The 18,452-nt window shown below is 50.9% G+C and carries 18 protein-coding genes; 5 read left to right on the forward strand and 13 right to left on the reverse strand.

Annotated elements, in window-relative coordinates; translation table 11 throughout:
• Window positions 1–6 precede the first annotated feature (6 nt).
• The 5 genes from ACFVS2_RS31765 to ACFVS2_RS31785 are packed head-to-tail and all read right to left on the reverse strand — an operon-like array spanning window position 7 to window position 5,640.
• On the reverse strand, window positions 7–1,011 hold the full coding sequence (locus tag ACFVS2_RS31765) for a proline racemase family protein (RefSeq protein WP_390240517.1): 1,005 nt from the start codon (window positions 1,009–1,011) through the stop codon (window positions 7–9).
• A 43-nt stretch (window positions 1,012–1,054) separates the two neighbouring features.
• Window positions 1,055–2,494 (reverse strand): aldehyde dehydrogenase family protein, encoded by a 1,440-nt coding sequence (locus tag ACFVS2_RS31770; RefSeq protein ID WP_390240519.1) that lies wholly within the window; start codon window positions 2,492–2,494, stop codon window positions 1,055–1,057.
• Window positions 2,495–2,508: 14 nt separating this feature from the next.
• On the reverse strand, window positions 2,509–3,393 hold the full coding sequence (locus tag ACFVS2_RS31775; RefSeq protein ID WP_173618826.1) for a dihydrodipicolinate synthase family protein: 885 nt from the start codon (window positions 3,391–3,393) through the stop codon (window positions 2,509–2,511).
• Between the two features lie 31 nt (window positions 3,394–3,424).
• Complete coding sequence (locus tag ACFVS2_RS31780; RefSeq protein ID WP_173618827.1) at window positions 3,425–4,450, reverse strand: 4-hydroxyproline epimerase; 1,026 nt, start codon at window positions 4,448–4,450, stop codon at window positions 3,425–3,427.
• Window positions 4,447–5,640 carry an NAD(P)/FAD-dependent oxidoreductase gene (locus ACFVS2_RS31785; protein ID WP_390240521.1) on the reverse strand — a complete coding sequence of 398 codons (1,194 nt, stop codon included), beginning with the start codon at window positions 5,638–5,640 and terminating at the stop codon, window positions 4,447–4,449. Before ACFVS2_RS31785 ends, ACFVS2_RS31780 begins: the two co-directional genes overlap by 4 nt.
• Before the next feature lie 133 nt (window positions 5,641–5,773).
• Here ACFVS2_RS31785 and ACFVS2_RS31790 point away from each other — a divergent pair, with 133 nt between their 5' ends.
• Both ACFVS2_RS31790 and ACFVS2_RS31795 read left to right on the forward strand, forming a co-directional pair.
• Window positions 5,774–7,534 carry a sigma-54 interaction domain-containing protein gene (locus ACFVS2_RS31790; RefSeq protein ID WP_390240523.1) on the forward strand — a complete coding sequence of 587 codons (1,761 nt, stop codon included), beginning with the start codon at window positions 5,774–5,776 and terminating at the stop codon, window positions 7,532–7,534.
• A gap of 45 nt (window positions 7,535–7,579) precedes the next feature.
• The gene (locus tag ACFVS2_RS31795; protein ID WP_390240525.1) at window positions 7,580–7,783 is read left to right on the forward strand and encodes a hypothetical protein; all 204 of its coding nucleotides are present in this window, start codon (window positions 7,580–7,582) and stop codon (window positions 7,781–7,783) included.
• Between the two features lie 214 nt (window positions 7,784–7,997).
• Here ACFVS2_RS31795 and ACFVS2_RS31800 read toward each other — a convergent pair whose 3' ends face one another.
• The 7 genes from ACFVS2_RS31800 to ACFVS2_RS31830 all read right to left on the reverse strand — a co-directional run bounded on the left by ACFVS2_RS31800 (window position 7,998) and on the right by ACFVS2_RS31830 (window position 15,528).
• Window positions 7,998–8,714 carry an ABC transporter ATP-binding protein gene (locus ACFVS2_RS31800; RefSeq protein ID WP_390240527.1) on the reverse strand — a complete coding sequence of 239 codons (717 nt, stop codon included), beginning with the start codon at window positions 8,712–8,714 and terminating at the stop codon, window positions 7,998–8,000.
• Entirely contained in the window at window positions 8,711–9,487 is a 777-nt protein-coding gene (locus ACFVS2_RS31805; protein ID WP_390240529.1) for an ABC transporter ATP-binding protein, read from the reverse strand. Before ACFVS2_RS31805 ends, ACFVS2_RS31800 begins: the two co-directional genes overlap by 4 nt.
• Window positions 9,450–10,457, reverse strand: a complete 1,008-nt coding sequence (locus ACFVS2_RS31810) for a branched-chain amino acid ABC transporter permease (protein ID WP_390240531.1) — start codon at window positions 10,455–10,457, stop codon at window positions 9,450–9,452. Before ACFVS2_RS31810 ends, ACFVS2_RS31805 begins: the two co-directional genes overlap by 38 nt.
• Before the next feature lie 3 nt (window positions 10,458–10,460).
• Window positions 10,461–11,363 (reverse strand): branched-chain amino acid ABC transporter permease, encoded by a 903-nt coding sequence (locus ACFVS2_RS31815; RefSeq protein ID WP_390240533.1) that lies wholly within the window; start codon window positions 11,361–11,363, stop codon window positions 10,461–10,463.
• Window positions 11,364–11,404: 41 nt separating this feature from the next.
• Window positions 11,405–12,550 carry a branched-chain amino acid ABC transporter substrate-binding protein gene (locus ACFVS2_RS31820; protein WP_390240535.1) on the reverse strand — a complete coding sequence of 382 codons (1,146 nt, stop codon included), beginning with the start codon at window positions 12,548–12,550 and terminating at the stop codon, window positions 11,405–11,407.
• 21 nt (window positions 12,551–12,571) lie between these two features.
• A complete protein-coding gene (locus tag ACFVS2_RS31825) occupies window positions 12,572–14,239 on the reverse strand; it encodes a peptide ABC transporter substrate-binding protein (protein ID WP_390240537.1) in 1,668 nt (555 codons plus the stop codon).
• A 221-nt stretch (window positions 14,240–14,460) separates the two neighbouring features.
• On the reverse strand, window positions 14,461–15,528 hold the full coding sequence (locus ACFVS2_RS31830; RefSeq protein ID WP_390240539.1) for a M24 family metallopeptidase: 1,068 nt from the start codon (window positions 15,526–15,528) through the stop codon (window positions 14,461–14,463).
• Between the two features lie 148 nt (window positions 15,529–15,676).
• Between ACFVS2_RS31830 and ACFVS2_RS31835 the strand changes: the two genes are divergently transcribed.
• From ACFVS2_RS31835 to ACFVS2_RS31845, 3 genes are read left to right on the forward strand one after another with little or no spacing between them, the layout of a single operon-like run.
• Window positions 15,677–15,949 (forward strand): (2Fe-2S)-binding protein, encoded by a 273-nt coding sequence (locus ACFVS2_RS31835; RefSeq protein ID WP_390240541.1) that lies wholly within the window; start codon window positions 15,677–15,679, stop codon window positions 15,947–15,949.
• The gene (locus ACFVS2_RS31840) at window positions 15,946–16,281 is read left to right on the forward strand and encodes a (2Fe-2S)-binding protein (protein ID WP_390240543.1); all 336 of its coding nucleotides are present in this window, start codon (window positions 15,946–15,948) and stop codon (window positions 16,279–16,281) included. Before ACFVS2_RS31835 ends, ACFVS2_RS31840 begins: the two co-directional genes overlap by 4 nt.
• Window positions 16,278–17,483, forward strand: a complete 1,206-nt coding sequence (locus tag ACFVS2_RS31845; protein ID WP_390240545.1) for an NAD(P)/FAD-dependent oxidoreductase — start codon at window positions 16,278–16,280, stop codon at window positions 17,481–17,483. Before ACFVS2_RS31840 ends, ACFVS2_RS31845 begins: the two co-directional genes overlap by 4 nt.
• 30 nt (window positions 17,484–17,513) lie before the next feature.
• Here ACFVS2_RS31845 and ACFVS2_RS31850 read toward each other — a convergent pair whose 3' ends face one another.
• A complete protein-coding gene (locus ACFVS2_RS31850; protein ID WP_390240546.1) occupies window positions 17,514–18,299 on the reverse strand; it encodes a DUF2161 domain-containing phosphodiesterase in 786 nt (261 codons plus the stop codon).
• Between the last annotated feature and the right edge of the window lie 153 nt (window positions 18,300–18,452).

The following is an 18,452-nucleotide window of genomic DNA, read 5'->3' on the forward strand; positions in this document are numbered from 1 at the left end:
ACGATCCTATCGCAGTAAAAATCCGTCTTTCAGCGGGTCCGTAGGGTCAACGACAAATTGATGCAGACCTGTGATGAACGCCTTGCCTTCTATGCTCGGAATGACAGCCGGATAACTCCCCACCTGTGTGGTTGCTACCACTTTGCCGATAAACTGGCTCCCAACAATTCCTTCATGGACAAACGATTCTCCAGCAGCCAGCTTGCCTCGCGCATGCAAGGTGGCTACGCGAGCCGCAGTCCCTGTACCGCATGGTGAGCGATCGATCTGCTTGTCGGCGAAAATCGTCACGTTGCGCAGGTCTGATCCTTCCACTCTCGGCTTATCCGAGATAATCACCCCGTAAATTCCTTTAAGCTCAGGCTCCAACGGATGAGCAACCTCCATTTTCGCCTCGATTTGTTCCTTGACTCGCTGGCCCCACTCTTGCAGCTCGGCCAATCGCTCAATTTCTACCTGAACCCCGATATCTTCTGCCTGTACAACTGCATAGAATGCTCCGCCAAAAGAAATGTCTACTGAAAAAGTACGTCCTCCCCACTCAATGGGAACGTCTTGTGCCAAAACAAAGGAGGGGACATTTTCAAACGAGACGGAATGGACCAGCGATTCTTCTACAGTGGCGTGTGCAATGATTCTTCCTGCCGGACTGTCAATCACAATCCGCTCTGTTGGATCTCCCAGCCGAAGTATTCCGGTCTCAATGGCAGCCGTCACAACCGCAATGATTCCATGCCCACACATGGTACTGTAGCCCTCGTTATGCATGAACAGCACGCCAAATGCCGCATCTGGGCTGACGGGCTCTGTCATGACACAGCCGTACATACCATGATGCCCGCGCGGTTCATACATGAGTACCCGCCGGATATGGTCCAGCTCCTCCCGAAAGTATCGTCGCTTCTCCAAAATCGTCTCGCCCACGAGCGGTGGGATCCCGCCTGTTATGATGCGGAGCGGCTCCCCTCCGGTATGGGCCTCGATCGTCGTAAACAACTGATTGATGTGCATGACATCCTCACCTTTTTATGCGATTGGCGAAAAGCTTGATCGATCACCACGCGTATTTGATCGCGCATGTTTTCGTCGTACTGTAGAAATCAAGCGCCGCCTGACCCTGCTCCCGTGTATGTGAACTGGACAGCTTCATGCCACCAAATGGAGCCTGGTATTCCACACCTGCCGTCTCCTGATTGACCCGAACCATCCCCGCCTGCGCCACATCCAAAAAGCGATGGGCACTCGTCAAGTCTCGGGTGAACAGTGAAGCACTCAGTCCGTACACAGACTGGTTGCACAGCTCCACAGCCTCGTCAAATCCGTCTGCTGTCAAAAGCACAGCCAATGGTCCGAACACTTCCTCCTGAACGAGGCGATGATTGGCAGCGACACCCTCGACAATTTGGGGACGGATATAATAGCCTTGCTCCTCTTTTGCATATGATGGGCTTTGGGCAATGACTGTTGCTTCAGCGTTAGCCAATGCGATGTATTGCCCAACCGTCTCATACTGTGCAGCCGAGGCAACAGGACCCAAATACGCCTCCAGATCACTGGCATCTCCTACTCGGCACGTCTCCATAGCCGATTGCAATCGCTCGACCAGTGGCTGGTAGATCGCTTTTTCTACAATGATCCTGCTGGTAGCCGTACATTTTTGACCAGCCGATCGAAACGCGCCGCTGAGCAAAATCGGAACCGTTTTATCCAGATCAGCATCAGCCAAAACGACTGCCACATTTTTTCCGCCCATTTCGGTTTGATATTTAATATTGCGACCTGCGCACGCGATGGCAATCTGTCTGCCTGTTTCCGATGAGCCTGTAAAGCTGACCGCATCGATTTCAGCTTCATTCGTGAGTGTATTGCCGATCTCTCGGCCCTTGCCAATCACCAGATTCAGAACACCCGCAGGTAGCTTCGTTTCCGCAAATATTTCAGCTAGTCGTGTCGCTGTGAGCGAGCCATTTTCCGCTGGTTTCCAGATGACCGTGTTCCCGCAAATGAGGGCAGGGGCGATCTTCCAGATGGGAATCGCAACGGGGAAGTTCCATGGTGTGATGGCCGCCACAACTCCGAGCGGTACACGACGGCTGTATTGCAGGACGTTCGTATCTGAAGAAGGAATCAGGTTGCCGTTGGAACGCATCCCTTCTCCGGCATAATAGCGCAACAGACTGACCCCACGCGCCACTTCACCGCGCATCTCGCCAAGCTGCTTGCCCATTTCTCGGCTTGCCAGCTGTGCCAAGCTGTCTGCATTTGCCTCTAATGCGGCAGCCATTTGAAAAAGGATTTCGCCTCGAGCTCCACCCGTTTGTTTTGCCCAGCCGATCTGTGCCGCACGAGCTGCCTGTTCAGCGGCAAAAACATGTGACCGATCAGACAGGTGAAGAACGCCAACTTCTTCTGTGATACGCGACGGGTTTTTGACCGTTAGTTCCTTCCCTGACGGCGTCATCCATTCGCCGCCAATCCAGTTTTTGCTGTGCATTCTGGCCGTCCCCCTTATCGTCCACTTGCAGCGCCGACAGCGTAGTCAAACGCCTTTTTTATGCCTGCGTAGTATTCTTCAGACAGCGGCAGACGCGGCGGACGAGTCGGTCCTACTGGGAAATTCGCCAGCTCCATCATGTATTTGATCGACTGTACCAATTGTGGACTTGCATCATAGTGGAACAATGGCAACAAACGGCGATAAAGCGCTTGTGCTTCGCTGAGCTTGCCTGCCCGTGCCAGACGGAACAGCTCCACTCCTTCTTTTGGCAGCGCATTTGGCACACCCGAAATCCAACCTGTCGCCCCGATCAAGCCGCCCTCCATGACGAGATCGTCTACACCGACCATAACTTCCAAATCCGTCTGCGCGAGAATATCCTGCATGCGGCGTACGTCACCGGAGAATTCTTTCACAGCGACGATATTTTCGAACTTCGCCAGTCTTGCCAAAATGTCCGGTGTCAGGTCGATTTTGTAGTCGTGAGGATTGTTATAGGCAATAATCGGCAGCCCGACAGTGTTCAGTGCCTCGTAGTGGGCAAACACTTCATTTTCCAATGGCTTGTAGTTAATCGGAGGCAAGGCCATCACCCCTGCTGCTCCCGCATCCTTGGAGAATTGCACCCATTCCACTGCTTGACGGGTAGACGGAGCAGCAGAACCTACGACCACCGGAACTCGACCTTTTGCGGCAGCGATCACGGTTTGAATGACTTTTGCCCGCTCTTCCCCTGTCATTGTCGCGTATTCTCCCAGCGAACCGGACGGAACCAGTCCGTCTACGCCCTCCTGAATCAACCAGTCACACAATTCTGCCAAACGTTTGTAATCCACCTCATAATCGTTAGTAAACGGCGTGACAATCGCCACGTACACTCCTTCAAATCTTGCCATTTTCATTCTCCTCTCACATTTGGGTTTTGTTTTAATGATCCGTTGCGGCTGGTATGAGCAAAAAGCCATTCGCCAGCTCGTCTTCCGGATTGTAAAAAATCGTATGCTTGCCCATCAGCCAGGCCGAGCCTGCAATTCGGGTGATGACAGCAGGTAGCCCCCCTTCCTCCGTCACCTGCAGCACTCTTCCTGTAAACAGAGAACCGACGATGCTCTCATGCACAAACGGTTCGTCTATCCCGATCTCCCCTTTGGCAAACAAGACTGCCAGCTTGGCGGAAGTGCCTGTTCCACATGGCGATCGGTCTATTCCGCCCGGTGGTACGACGACGGTATTTTTCACATCCGCTCCCGGATTGTCAGGGGCCGTATAGAACTCCACATGGGTCAGTCCGCGAATAAACGGCTTCTCCGGATGAACGATCTCCATGGCCTGATTAATCGCTTTTCGAATCGTGACGGCCGTATCGACAATGGTGGATGCATGGGCTGGCGTCAGTTCGAGATTGAGCTTGCGTGCATCTGTGATGGCATAAAAGTTTCCACCGTACGCAATATCGCAGGTCACCGCTCCAATCCCTTCTACTTCTACAGTCACATCTTGCTGATAGAGGAAGGCTGGAATGTTCACAAATGATACTTCCTTGGCTTTCCCTCCCTCTACCTGTACGGCTACCTCGACCAATCCTGCTGGCGTATCGAGCGTTAGCTTTGTCACCGGCTCAGTCACGGGGATCATGCCTGTCTCCACCAGCGCGGTACATAGACCGATCGTATCGTGGCCACACATCGGCAAGTATCCGCCTGTCTCGATATAGATCACCCCTACATCTGCATCAGGATGGCATGGATCAACGATCAAGGCCCCGGACATCACATCATGCCCCCGCGGCTCATACATCAAAAACGAGCGAATCCAGTCGTACTCGGCCTTCATCTGGAGCATTTTTTCTCCCATCGTGGCTCCGGTAAGCTTTGGCAGACCACTGATTACCGTGCGGGTAGGGTTTCCCCCTGTATGCGTGTCAATGGTGGTAAACACCCTCGTTGCTTTCATGGATGCAACACTCCTTTTTTCGTAAACCGCTCCAAGCGTAGCGGCTCTGTCGGAATGATGGTGTCTGTCTGATCGACTAGCATCTCGGACACCAGCTTGCCTGTGACGGCAGCCAGACTGATTCCATCTCCTTCATGACCAGCCGCGATAAAGTAACCGGGAACTTCTTCTACGCGAGAAATAATCGGCAAGTGATCCTCTGTCCATGGGCGCAAACCGCAATACGTGCGGATGATGGCAAAGTCGGCGATCTTCGGATAAAAGCGCAGCGCTCTTCTCGCCATGCACCTGACGACATTCAGATCAATCCGCGTATCGAAGCCTACGAACTGACGACTGGAGCCAATCAAGAAGTTCTGGCTCTCTGTCGGTTCAAATACGAGCGCGACTCCATACTTCTCTGTCTCTTCGTCTACTTGTCGCACTCCACCAAACTTCGAGATGAGATAGCCAAACTCCATCACCTTACGCACGCCGACCGGCATCTGCCGCGAGGCGACGATCAAGTGACCTTTGCGCGGAACGATCGGAATATCCACCCCGACCATTTTGCCAATGACTGGCGCCCACACCCCCGCGGCGTTGACGACCTGCTTAGCTGTCATGCTGCCGGTACCAAGCCCGATGTGAAACGTTCCCGTCGCCTGATCACGTCTAAGCGACTTGACCTCTGTACGGCGCATGATCCTCGCTCCATGCTTTTTCGCTCCTTCAAACAAGGCAAAGGTCAGCATGTACGGATTGACGGTAGAATCGGTGGCGCACTCCAAGCCTCCCAGCAAGTCGTCCGCAAAGTAAGGCGACTCCTGCCGAATATCCGCTCGGTCCAGCATCCGAAACGGCAGTCCGACTTCCTTTTGCCGTCGCACCCATTCATGGGCGGCTTCCATCTCGGCCTCTGATTCGCAGACGAGAATGCTCCCCGGTGCCCGATATTCAAACGTATGGTCCAGCTCCCGGCTAAGCTGATCAACGAGCATCTGGCTTTTCAGGGACATCTGACTGTCAAAGCCGGGGTCCTTGTCGATCGCCAAAATATTCCCGTCACAGCGCGAGGACGTCCCTGATGCCAGCTCGCCTTTTTCCAGGACAACGACATCCAATCCAGCCTTTGCAGCGTAATACGCAATCGCCGCACCGATGATGCCACCGCCGATTACCGCAATCTGCGCATGAGTTTGTACTGTCATGCTGATTCTCCTCAAATGCGTATTCTGCTACTCTCTTACTCTTTTTGCAAAAGCCATGCCAATCGTTCCAAGCGTGATTTCCAAAATATTTCGTCTAAATTCTTTGACAACCGAAAGAGCGAATGTATAATAAATGAGAAAATGTTCAAAATTTTATACACTTGAACTACCTCTTTTAAAAGGGATGATCGAGTTGAATCACAAACTTCCTGCCTTAACCGAGTTGATACAGACAAACATGCGGATTTTCAATGATCAAGAGCTTCTCCCTCCTCCGTTGGACGAAACCATTCCTGTATTTGCCCAGCATCAAACCAGCTGGTATGTCGCCGATTCCTTCCATTTAACCATCAACTTGACGATCGATTGCACACAAGCCCCATGGGAACCAGCTACTGTGATGACACTGGATTCAACATTGGCCGACGCCATTCACCTGCTAGCTACTCACAACTATCTCCTGATTGAAAAACAGCCCGGAGTCCCTGTCGGCTACCTTCATCGCGGTGCCGTCATACAAGCCATTTTTTCCTCGTATGAGATCTTGGAAGCGTATTTCGAGACGATGATTAAGACCATGGATGCATCCATATCCGTCATCGATGAAAAAGCACGTGTGATGGTTTGGACAGAAGGTGCTGAACGAATCTTTTCCTTGAAAGCAAAAGAAACGATTGGTCGCCCGATCACCGAATTTTTCCCGCTCGAAATGCTCGAAACACTCAAATCGCTCCAAAGTGGACAGTCTCTCTACCGTCATCAGCATCAGCCGCGAGAGGATCTCGTTGTGCTCATCAATACCAATCCGATCTATTTGCATGAAAAAATCATCGGTGCTGTCGCGGCGGAAACCGATATCACGAGCCAGGTCCGACTGAACCAGGAGCTGTTGAACGCCAATAAAAAAGTGAATCATTTGCAGCAGGAAATGGCAAAGCTCAGTCCGACCCCTGATCCATTTGCACAGATCAAGGGAACGAGTCTCCCCATTCGCCATATCAAGTCCATGATCCAAAAGCTCAGCGCTACACAAGCAACCGTCTTGATCACAGGGGAAAGCGGCGTCGGTAAGGAGCTTTTCGCCAAAGCCGTACATGATGTGCGGGAAGGCTCCAATGCGCCCTTTATCGCCATCAACTGCGGTGCGATTTCGCCTACTTTGTTTGAAAGCGAGCTGTTCGGGTACGAAAAAGGTGCCTTCTCTGGTGCGGATCAAAAAGGGAAAAAAGGAATGATTGAGCTGGCACGTGGAGGAACACTGTTTCTCGACGAGGTAGGAGAAATGCCGCTCGATATGCAAGTGAAGCTGCTTCGCGTGCTTCAAGAGAAAAAGTATTATTCGGTCGGAGGGACCAAGCAGATTGAGGCGGACTTCCGCGTAATTGCCGCCACGAATAAAAATTTGGAGGAGTTAGTGAAGGAAGGGAAGTTTCGCCAAGATCTGTTCTATCGGCTCAATGTCGTGACGCTGAAAATTCCTCCGCTTCGAGAACGCATTGAAGATACGATTGAACTCGCCCACTTTTTTCTCTATGAATTCTCTTTACGTTACAACCGTCCCATTCATGCTATCTCACAAAATGTAATGCAAAACCTGCTCCAATACGACTGGCCAGGCAACATTCGCGAGCTGCGAAATGCCATTGAACGATTGGTGGTATTTGCGACGGACGGTATTATCAAAGAAGAGGATTTGCCGTATTCCTTGCAAGGTCAGGCGAAACAGGTACCGATTGAGCTCCCTCCCGATCTCTTTTCCCTGCAAGAAGAAATCGAAGCGCATGAGCGACGCGTCATATTGCGAGCCATCGAGCTGGAAAACGGCAACAAGCAGGCCGCTGCCAAAAGACTTGGCATATCGCGTGCCACGCTCTATAACAAATTGGGGAAGTAAAAAAACGTTGTCCTTCAACGGTAGTGCATGGGGGAGCCCTGCCACATGTTTTCCAGTCGCCTGTATCCTCTCTACGTTCGGGCGGTCTCCTTACAAACATGTGACAGGGCTTTCGAGCTGTTAGGTGTTCATCGAGCTTTTCAAACCGTTTTTGGGGTTGGTCAAGGTAGATTTCTTGTGCTAGCTGATCATCTTGAGTTATCGAATTACGACAGTGAAGCATTAGTGGTTCGTTTTACGACTCAATGATTGCGCGTTACCTGCTTGGATCGACTTACAATCATGTTTTACAAAAGCCGCTTCTTCCCTCCACTACAGCTTCTTTTTAAATATCGTACGCCACCTCGAGCAAAAATCAGGAAAACTTCGCCCCTCTTTGGGAGGCAATACCTCAGACAAAATACGGATCAATTCCATGGTTGATTCCTCCTTTGTCGTCGGGCACGTAAGCAGTGCATGCGGCCTACGCGCCCAAATACGCCTTGACGATTGAATCGTCGGCCCGAAGCACGTCTGCCTCATTTTCCATGACGATGTGCCCTGTCTCCATTACATAGCCGCGATGAGCAAGCTTCAACGCTGCCTTGGCATTTTGTTCGATCAAAAGAATCGTCGTGCCTTGCCTGTTTATTTCTCTAATTATATTCATGATCTCAACCACAATAATCGGGGCAAGCCCCATCGACGGCTCATCTAGCATCAAGAGCTTTGGACGTGCCATGAGACCGCGGCAGATTGCGAGCATTTGCTGCTCGCCTCCGCTCAGCGTTCCTCCCATTTGTTCACTCCGCTCCTTCAATCGAGGGAACAGCGCGAATGCCTGCTCAATCCCCTCTGCAATGGCCGCCTTCTCTTTTCTCTGTGTAAAACCACCTAGCTCTAAATTTTCACGCACAGTCAAGCCAGCAAAAATCCGCCTGCCTTCTGGTACATGGATGATGCCAGCCTCGACAATCTGGTGAGGAGCCCAGCCTACGAGACTCTTTCCATGAAGCAAGACATCTCCACTGCTTGGTCGAACGATTCCAGAAATCGTTTTGAGTGTCGTGCTCTTGCCTGCACCATTGCTGCCTAGCAATGCGACAATCTCTCCTTCATGCACATGCAGGTCGATACCTTTGAGCGCTTCAATTTTTCCGTAAAACGAATGAATGCCGCTGATCGTCAAAAGTGGTGTCATATCGCCTCCTCCTCCTTTCCAAGGTAGGCCTCTACGACACGCGGATTGCTGAGTACATCCTCGGGAGTTCCCTCTGCGATCTTCTGTCCGTAGTCGAGGACGATTACTTTTTCCGATATTTTTTTGATCAAACCCATATCGTGCTCGATGATCAGCACTGTCAACTCGTAATGGGTGCGGATTCGCTTGATCAAAGCAATCAGGTCTTCCTTCTCCTCATAATTCAGCCCCGCAGCAGGCTCATCGAGGAGCAACACTCGCGGCTTGGTAGCTAAGGCCCGCGCGATTTCCAAATAACGCTGAGCGCCATACGGCAAGTTTTTGGCAATGCGCCAACAACTGTCTTCCATCCCCACGAAGCGAAGGCAGTCCCTTGCCGTATCCTCAATCAACTGTTCCTCTCGTCGCTGTGCCCTAGTCTGCCATAGTGCTCCCCAGACGGTTTGGCTCGTGCGGCTGTGCATGCCTGATTTGACATTATCCAAGACCGTCAAATTCGGAAACAGCCGCAGGTTTTGAAACGTTCGCGCCATGCCGAGTTGTGTGATTTGGCTTGGCTTTTTTCCCACGAGCTGGTTGCCTTCAAGGATGATCTGCCCCGCTGTTGGACGGTAGAATCCGGTGATCATGTTAAAAACGGATGTTTTCCCCGCTCCATTCGGGCCAATGATACTGCTGATCGAGCCTCGGCTGATAGCAAAAGACAAATCGTTTACCGCAGTCAGACCGCCGAATTTAAGCGTTACATTTTTCACTGTCAAGCTTGACGTCATTACCGCTGCCCCCTTCCGTAGCCTCCTCGGTCTCGCCATGTCTAGCGCCTCGTTTCAACTCATAGCGGGCAGGCCACAGTCCTTGGGGGCGAAACAGCATCATCGCGACCAGCGCGGCGCCGAAGATCAAATACCGCCAATCTTCCACTGAGCGCAGCAGCTCCGGCAAAGCAATGACCAGCACGGCGCCCAAAACGACGCCAGGAATGCTGCCCAACCCTCCCAAAACCACTGCCAGAAGTATCATGATGGACTGGGTAAAGCTAAAGCTGAGCGGCGCAATCGCACTCATTTTGACAGCAAAAACAGAACCAGCCAAACTCCCGATGACAGCTCCGATCGAATACGCCATCAGCTTCATATTAATCCGGTTAATGCCCATCGCTTCGGCAGCATCCTCGTCCTCGCGGATATACATCCACGCCCTCCCGATGCGTGATGTGCCCAACCGTTTTACAGCCACGACCGCCAAAACAGCAATGATCAAGATCAAATAGTAAAAGTCGATCTGGCCGCCAAGAACATAGCCCCCAATAGAAGGACGCGGGATTCCGTAAATGCCTGAAGCTGATCCGGTAATAGTAAGATTAATCGCTAAAATACGAATGATTTCCCCAAAGCCGAGGGTGACGATTGCCAGGTAGTCACTGCGTAGCCGAAGTGTCGGCGCCCCGATAATCACACCCACAATAGCCGCAAATACCATGGCCACAGGCAAGGTCAGCCAAAACGACCATTGATAGACCGTCATTAGAATGCCTGTCGTATAAGCGCCTACGGCAAAAAATGCAGCGTAGCCCAAGTCGAGTAATCCGGCAAAGCCGACTACCACATTCAGCCCCTGGGCCAAGACAACGTAGAACAAGGCAAGTGTCGCAACATCCAGCCAGTAGTTATTGGACAGAAACGGCAGTACACACGCGACGGCGAGCAACAGGACAACAGCGATTTTTTTTCGAGATGGATTCATCCGCTACATCCTCTCTGTCACTTTCTCACCCATGATGCCCGTTGGCTTTAATACGAGAATCAAGATCAACAGGGAAAACGCCACGACGTCCTTCCATGAACCGCCGAAAATAAATGTTCCGGCTGTCTCCATCATCCCGAGCAGCAGCCCGCCCAGCATCGCTCCCGGAATGCTGCCAATTCCACCCAAAACCGCCGCCGTAAATGCCTTGAGTCCAATGATAAAGCCCATCATGAAATTGACGGTTCCGTAATAAGCACCTGCCATCGTGCCTGCACCTGCTGCCAATGAAGCACCGATGAAAAAGGTCAAGCCAATGACTTTATGCACATGGATGCCCATTAATTGACAAGCCGTCTGGTCGAGCGCAATCGCCCGCATAGCCTTGCCGTACAGCGAGCGATTGATGAATAGATGCAAGCTCAGCATTAAAAGTGCCGAGACGACGACAAGCCCGATTTGGACATATGTGATTTTGGCCCCTAGCAGGCCAATGCCGTCGTGAGAAAGCTGCAAGGGATACACTTGATACTGCGCCCCCCAAACAATCATCGAGCCGTTTTCCAAAAAAAGAGAGACACCAATTGCCGTAATCAGGATCGAGAGTCGTGGAGCCAACAGGAGGGGCCGATAAGCCACCCTCTCAATCCCCATCCCGATGACGCCGACAATCACCATCGTCAGCAATAAGACAATCAATATTCCCATCAAGCCTGCCCCAGAAGAGTCTCCGCCGAGCACGCTGAGCAAGGTATAACCGACAAATGCACCGAGCATGTACAAATCGCCATGCGCGAAGTTAAGCAGCTTGATAATGCCAAAAACCATCGTGTAACCCAATGCGATCAAACTGTAAAAAGCACCGATGACCAATCCGTCCGCCAGTGTTTGGACGAGAATATCCATTCCTCCACCATCCTTACTTGAGGCAATGATTGACGTATGCCCTACTTCGCTAATGTGAACTTGCCACCCGTCACTTTCAAAACGGCGAAGTTGGAGGTATCCAGCGTATTTTGGGCGTTGAACGAGATCGTTTGTCCGAGCGCCTTGAAATCCTTTGTTTCTTTGATCGCTTTTTTGATGGCGTCACGATCAGTCGAGTTCGCCCGCCCAATCGCATCTACCAGCAGATTGACCGCATTGTAGCTCAACGCTGAGAAAGGCCCCGGTGCCAAGTTGTTGTACGTCTGCTTGTACTCAGAAGTGAACGCTTCTGCCCCCTCGATGAATTCCGATGTAGGGGTCGCGGTAATCAAAAGCCCTTCCGCATTGTCTGTGCCTGCAATCTTGATGACGTCCTCACTGAATGATCCATCGCCTGCGAAGAACAGACCGGAAACGCCTTTTTGCTTGAATTGCTTGACCATAAGTCCGCCAGCCGCATAATAGCCGGTAAAATACGTCGCGTCAGGCTGGAGACCTTTTATTTTTGTTACCAGCGCACTGAAATCTTTTTCTTCGGGGTTGATCGCTTCGTACGCAATGACGGTTCCGCCGGATTTCTCAACGGACGCTTTGGCAAAATCGGCCAGGTCTTTGGCGTAGGCAGAATTGTCATGGATGAGCACGACTTTTTTCGCCTGGTTCGCTGCCATGTAATCTGCTGCGGTTTGTGCTTGATCTGGGGTTAGGCCATTGATCAAAAAGAGGGTGTCATAGCCTTGAGCGGGTAATTTGGCTGAGTTGGCTGCGGGAACGATCATGGGAATGTTGGCGTTTTTGAATACACCCGATGAGGGCAATGTCGCACCTGAGCAGTAGCCACCGACGACAGCTACTACGTTTTGAGAGACCAGCTTATTGGCTGCTGTCGTCGCCATTTGTGGATCGCAGCCATCATCAGCTACTTCGATCTTCAATTTTTTTCCAACAACTCCGCCGCTGTCGTTTATTTTTTTGACAGCCATTTCGATGGCGTTTTGCATGTCTTTTCCATCCGTTGCATTATTACCAGTTATTGGTAAAATCACACCAACGAGTATCTCGCTAGCGTCTGCACCTCCAGTAGAAGCTCCTTGATTGGCACATCCCGCTACAGCAAGCGTTAGAGTCAACATCGCTGCAACTATCACGCTTCCCCACTTTTTCATAGCCCATCCCCCATTCGAATATTATTCGATTGATGCCCATTTCCAGTCGATTGCGCCTAGACCATCCTGGAAGATTCCTTTTACCTTGTCATTCTTCACCCATGTATGCGTATAGAAGTAGATCGGCATAATCGGCATTTCATCCATCATGATTTGCTCGGCTTCACGCAGAATCGCCTTGCGCTTTTCCGGATCACTCTCGGTGGCGGACTGATTCAGCAGCTCTTTGAATCTCGGATTCTCCCAGCGCGTGTCATTGTTTCCCCCGTCCTTTTCCTTGAACAGCTCCAGGAAGTTGATCGGATCGTTGAAGTCACCCGACCAGCCGAGACGCCCGACCTGATAGTTGCCCTCGTGCATGGTCTCGAGGTACACCTTCCATTCCTGATTTTCCAGCTTCACTTCTGCACCAAGGTTTTGACGCCATTGGTCCTGAATCGCTTCTGCGATCTTTTTATGCCCTTCCGACGTGTTGTAGCTGAGTTTGATCGGCGGCAGTTTAGAGATGCCCAGCTCTTTCATTCCTTCTTCTAACAGCTTGTTGGCCGTTTCTTGATCATTATCTTTGAAATAGCCGCCCGTATTGAGTCCCATTGTCGGAGGAACTGCTGCCATCGCTGGCTGCTGATTCGCTTGGAGTACGTTGTCGATCAAGATTTGACGGTTAATGGCGTAGGCAAAAGCTTTACGTATCTTCACGTTATTGAACGGAGGTTTCTCTGTATTGAACTTGTACCAGTAGGTAGCACCGACCGGCTTCACTTGTAGCTTTCCGCTGTCTTTAAGCGCTGGCATCGCATCTGTTGGCAGCGAGCTTAACGGACTGCCTGCCCAGTCAATCTCGCCATTTTCGAACATGGACAGCTCTGTGTTTTCATCCTCCACCATCGAGAACTCGATCTTGTCCAGTTTGACACTATCTTTGTCCCAGTAGTTGTCGTTTTTCACGAGTACCATTTTGCTTTTGTGTTCCCAAGACTCCATTTTGAATGGACCATTTCCTACATGTGTTTTGGCTTCTCCGGCCCACTTTTCATCTGCCTCGATTACCTTTTTATTTACCGGGAAATAAGTTTGGAAGGCGGTTAGCTCCAGAAAAAACGGAGTTGGATTCGTCAACTCTACTTGGAGGGTCTTGTCATCCAATGCTTTTACGCCGACATCATCCAAGCTGCCAGTCCCTTTGTTCGCATTTTCCGCATTCTTGATGTAATAGAGCTGGTAAGCGTAATTGGACGCTGTCTTCGGATCGAGTGCTCGCTTCCACGCGTATTCGAAATCGTGCGCTGTTACTGGTTCCCCGTTGCTCCACTTGGAGTCTCTCAGCTTGAAGGTGTATGTTTTCATATCACTCGATACTTCAATCTTCTCGGCTACTGCTTCCTCTGGCTTGCCCGAGGGCCCGATGCGTGTCAGTCCATCAAAGACTGCTTTGACGATAGCAGCAGAAGTCGTGTCTTCCGCAAGTCCAGGATCACCTGTAGGTGGTTCGGAGTGAAGATTCCAGCGTAGGACTTGGGCTTTTCCTGGTTCTTTAGCCGTGGTGGCAGGTGCTGGCTGCGTGCTCGACTGTCCACTCTGTGATGCTTGCTCGGCTGGCTTTGCTGCTGGCTGTCCTCCTCCACATCCCGCTAACGCTAATCCCATGACTGCTAGGCTACTCATTACCGCGAACATACTTTTTTTCATTTGATCAACCCCCATTGTTCAGTCGTTATATGTTTGTTTTCAGAATTATCTGAATGCAAGAGATGTGCCAAAAATAAAGGCGGCAGTGGCTTCGTTCTAGAGTTGGTTGTTGTACACTTTTTTGTACACTGTATTGCTTGTTGTGTTTCAAATTTTAGACACCGCTGGTAGACAAAAAAAGCCTCAGCCCACTTACTCGGCCAAGGCTTTTATCTCTCAATTTACAAAATGATCAATTCACGCGGTGAATGTGTCAGCACCTCATTGCCACTCTCTGTGACAACCAGATCGTCTTCGATACGGACTCCACCAAGCTCTGGGATATAAATCCCCGGCTCCACGGTCAAAATCATGCTTTCTTGGAGAACAGCGGTGCAACGTGTGGACATAAATGGCTCCTCATGAATATCGAGGCCCACTCCATGCCCCATCCCATGTCCAAATCGCTCGCCATAGCCGTGCTCCGTGATGTAGTCCCGTGCGAAAGCGTCTGCCTCTTTCCCGGTAATGCCAGGACGAATGCCTGCAACAGCCCGATTGCGTGCTTCCAAAACGATCTCGTAGATGGCTTTGAGCTGTTCATCAGGAGTGCCAACAGCAACCGTACGGGTAATATCAGAGCGATACCCTTGATACAATGCGCCAAAGTCCAGCGTGACCATATCCCCGGCTTCAATCATTTTTTCGCTCGCTACGCCATGAGGAAGTGCGGAACGATAACCAGAAGCAACAATGATGTCAAAAGCAGAGCCCGACGCCCCTTCCTTTCGCATGAACATTTCCAATTCATTAGACACCGCAAGCTCTGTGATACCAGGACGCAGGTAGGAAGTAATATGGGAAAATGCCGCATCGGCGATTTGCGCAGCCGTTCGGATGATCGCCAGTTCTTCCTTTGTCTTAATCATCCGCAATCCCTCAATGACACCTGACGTCGGAATGAATGCTGTTTGGCCGGCCTCGCTGTATTTACGATGCAAAGCAAATGAGACATTCTCCTCCTCAAAGCCGAGATGGTTGATCCCCATCGCTTCCGCCTGGCGCGCCACTTCACTGTAAACGGATTCTTTTGTCGGCAAATAAACGATCTCAAAGCCTGTTGCTTGTGCTTTCGCTTGGGCTGTGTAACGGAAATCTGTGAAAAGCTTGGCCTGTTCCCTAGAAATGAGGACAACTCCGTATGTACCTGTAAAGTTTGTGAGGTATCGGCGGTTTTGTCCATTGGTGATCAAAATCCCGTCAATCCCAAGTGAATCGAATTGCTCACGAAGTCTTGTTACTTTTTCCATCTCTGTCATCCCTCTTTTGTTTGTCGTGATTGGGCTCGTTCTTTGAGAATATTCAGCAAGTATTGTGCCAGCCAGGACGATCTCTCTCGCTTTCCCATGGCATGACACTTGCATTTTTCATCAAGCAAGAATGAAAGGAGGCTTCATCATGGAATCGCATCCATTGATTATTTGCCGTTGTGAAGATGTAACTCTCGCTGAATTGGTAGAGATCGCCCAAACCTATCAATGTACCGCACGCGAGCTGAAGCTACGGACCAGAGCCGGCATGGGCTGCTGCGGTGGGAGAACCTGCCGTACATTGATCGATCAGGTCATTCAGCAAGTAACTGGCCAAGCGCCTTCACATACTGTACCTCTTGGATACCAACCGCCCATCCGTCCTGTCTCATTTCAAACGCTTGGGGGGCAACGGGCATGAGTCAACGGATTGATCACCATCCGGTCCTCGGTTCACACGGTGACAGAAAACAGCTACCTTTTTATTATAACGGCTCTGTCTATACGGCTTACGAAGGTGAGACGATTGCGGGAGCCCTATTGGCTGCAGGGGTCCGTACGCTTCGGGTGCATGAGGAAAAAGGAACTCCGCGAGGAATTTACTGCAATATCGGTCACTGCTATGAATGTCGTGTCCATGTAGATGGTGTTCCTACCGTGCGTGCTTGTATGACGCTTGTGCAGGAAGGTATGCAAGTGAATGCTGGTTCTCTCCTTCCTACTCCCTTGAAAAAAGGAGGGCATGGTGCATGATCGACCTTCTCATCATCGGGGCTGGACCTGCGGGCTTATCTGCAGCAATTGCAAGTGCTAGGCAGGGATTGGCTGTTCGTGTAGTCGATGAGTTTTATCGCCCTGGGGGCCGCTTGCTTGGACAGCTTCACGAAGAACCGGACGGTGTGTGGTGGAATGGGCTGGATGAGGCAGCCCGACTCACGGAGGAAGCGAAACATCTCGGTGTAGAGATCTGTTGCGGCGTCTCTGTCTTTCATTTGACGCAATCCCAGAATGGCTGGGTCGTCTCTACGACACAGGGGGAAATGACAGTCCCATTGCTCCTGATCGCAACGGGTGCTTCTGAAGCAGCCGTACCCGTGCCAGGGTGGACGTTACCTGGCGTGATGTCCATCGGAGCTGCTCAAGTCATGACTAATGTGCAGCGCGTGCGAGTAGGACAACGTGGGATAGTCATTGGGATCAATATCTTATCGGTAGCGATATCCCGAGAATTGCAGTTAGCTGGAATTACCGTGGATCGAATGATTCTCCCATCTTGTACGACTGTCAGTGGCACTGCGGGGCAACCACAAGAAGTGATGCAATCCTTATTGCGGGTCGCCCATCTTGCGCCTTCTCTGATGATTCGGCTGGGGAGCAAACTGATGGGAAGTTCATGGATGCAAAAGCTGGCAGTGTCTCTCTACCCCTCAAACGGGTTTTCTATGTGGGACATCCCGATTCAACTGCGAACAGCAGCACTGGAAATCGTCGGAACCTCTCAAGTCGAGGGTGTCCGTATCGCCCGCGTTGCAGCCGATGGTTCCCCCATAGCTGGTACCGAAAGAGTCATTCCAGCTGATTTCGTCTGTATCGCAGGCGGATTAAGTCCACTCGCCGAATTGGCAGCGATTGCCGGGTGCCCGTTTGCCTATGTTCCCTCCTTGGGCGGGCATGTCCCCTTACACAATGAAAGCATGCGAACGCCAGTCCCTGGACTCTATGTTGCCGGCAATATCACGGGAATTGAAAGTGCCAAAGTAGCAATGGCTCAAGGCACGGTCGCGGGACTTTCTATCGCAAAAGCTCGAGGGAGGCTGACGAATGAACAGCCGTTATCGGATGCCATTCAACAGGTGAAAATCGTCCGCCAAAACGCAACGATTCAGTTCCATCCAGACATTGTGGCTGGGCGTGCACTGGTGGGACAAATGACAGCAGAATGGATCGCGCACTAATTCATTCCTTCAATAGAAAAAGGCAGCCTGTCATTCTTTCACGGCAGGCTGCCTTTGTTTTTCTGAGTCTAGAGCAAGCGTTCCGTGTATTTCCTCTGCCTGTTCTCGATAGTAAGCAATGAGCTCAGGGTATTCTGCGATTTCTCTCTCTCCTGTCGGAGTGATCGCATACAGCCCTCGTTGCACACGGGTAAACCACCCATAATGATTTTGGATAAGAATCGACGAGGCTTTCTCCCCCGCCCCTTTACTCTTAAGTAATTTAGGCGATAACGGTCCATACTGCTGAAGCAACGTCGCGATTTGAATGCAGCTCTGCTTGTAGGCCGTCATGAGCTTGGTTTGATAGCTGCCGCCAACATTGTAATCGCCGTATCTTCCCCGCATCTCTTCAATGATGCGGTTTCGCTTTTTTTGGTTGAATTGCTTGCTTTTTACCCGATCAAATGGTCCCGGTGAAATATTCACTTCCATGACTGCGGGCCCTCTTTTTGGAAAGGACACAAGAATGAGACCGAGCTCGAGACGTCTAACCAAGTAGCATATATCTTGCCATTTTTTCGAAAACAATTTGTATTTGGGCTTCGGAATTGCAATATAAACAAAATCGGTATAGCGCTGTCGTTTGGTTGCCTGTATGAGCAATTCCACACTTAGGTTGCGCTTGAACTCAACAATGATCAGGTCCTCGCCTTTGATGGCCGTTAAATCGCAATGCTTGACCTCGCCAAAAACGTCATATCCTTGTGCGACAAAATAATTCCGAATCGGTTCGTACATGTCAGCTTCATATTTCTTCTCTGCTTTTAGTTCCATGTGCTCCCCTTCTCTTATAGGAAAAAGAGCCAATCCAGTGGATTGACTCCTCTCTTCGTTATTCCTTCAAAACTGAATACGCATGATTGCTAAGAATTTGTGGATAAGTCCTCGACCGATTAGTATTCGTCAGCTCCACGCGTTACCGCGCTT

This window comes from Brevibacillus sp. NPDC058079 (assembly GCF_042885155.1).
In the GTDB taxonomy this organism is placed as follows: domain Bacteria; phylum Bacillota; class Bacilli; order Brevibacillales; family Brevibacillaceae; genus Brevibacillus.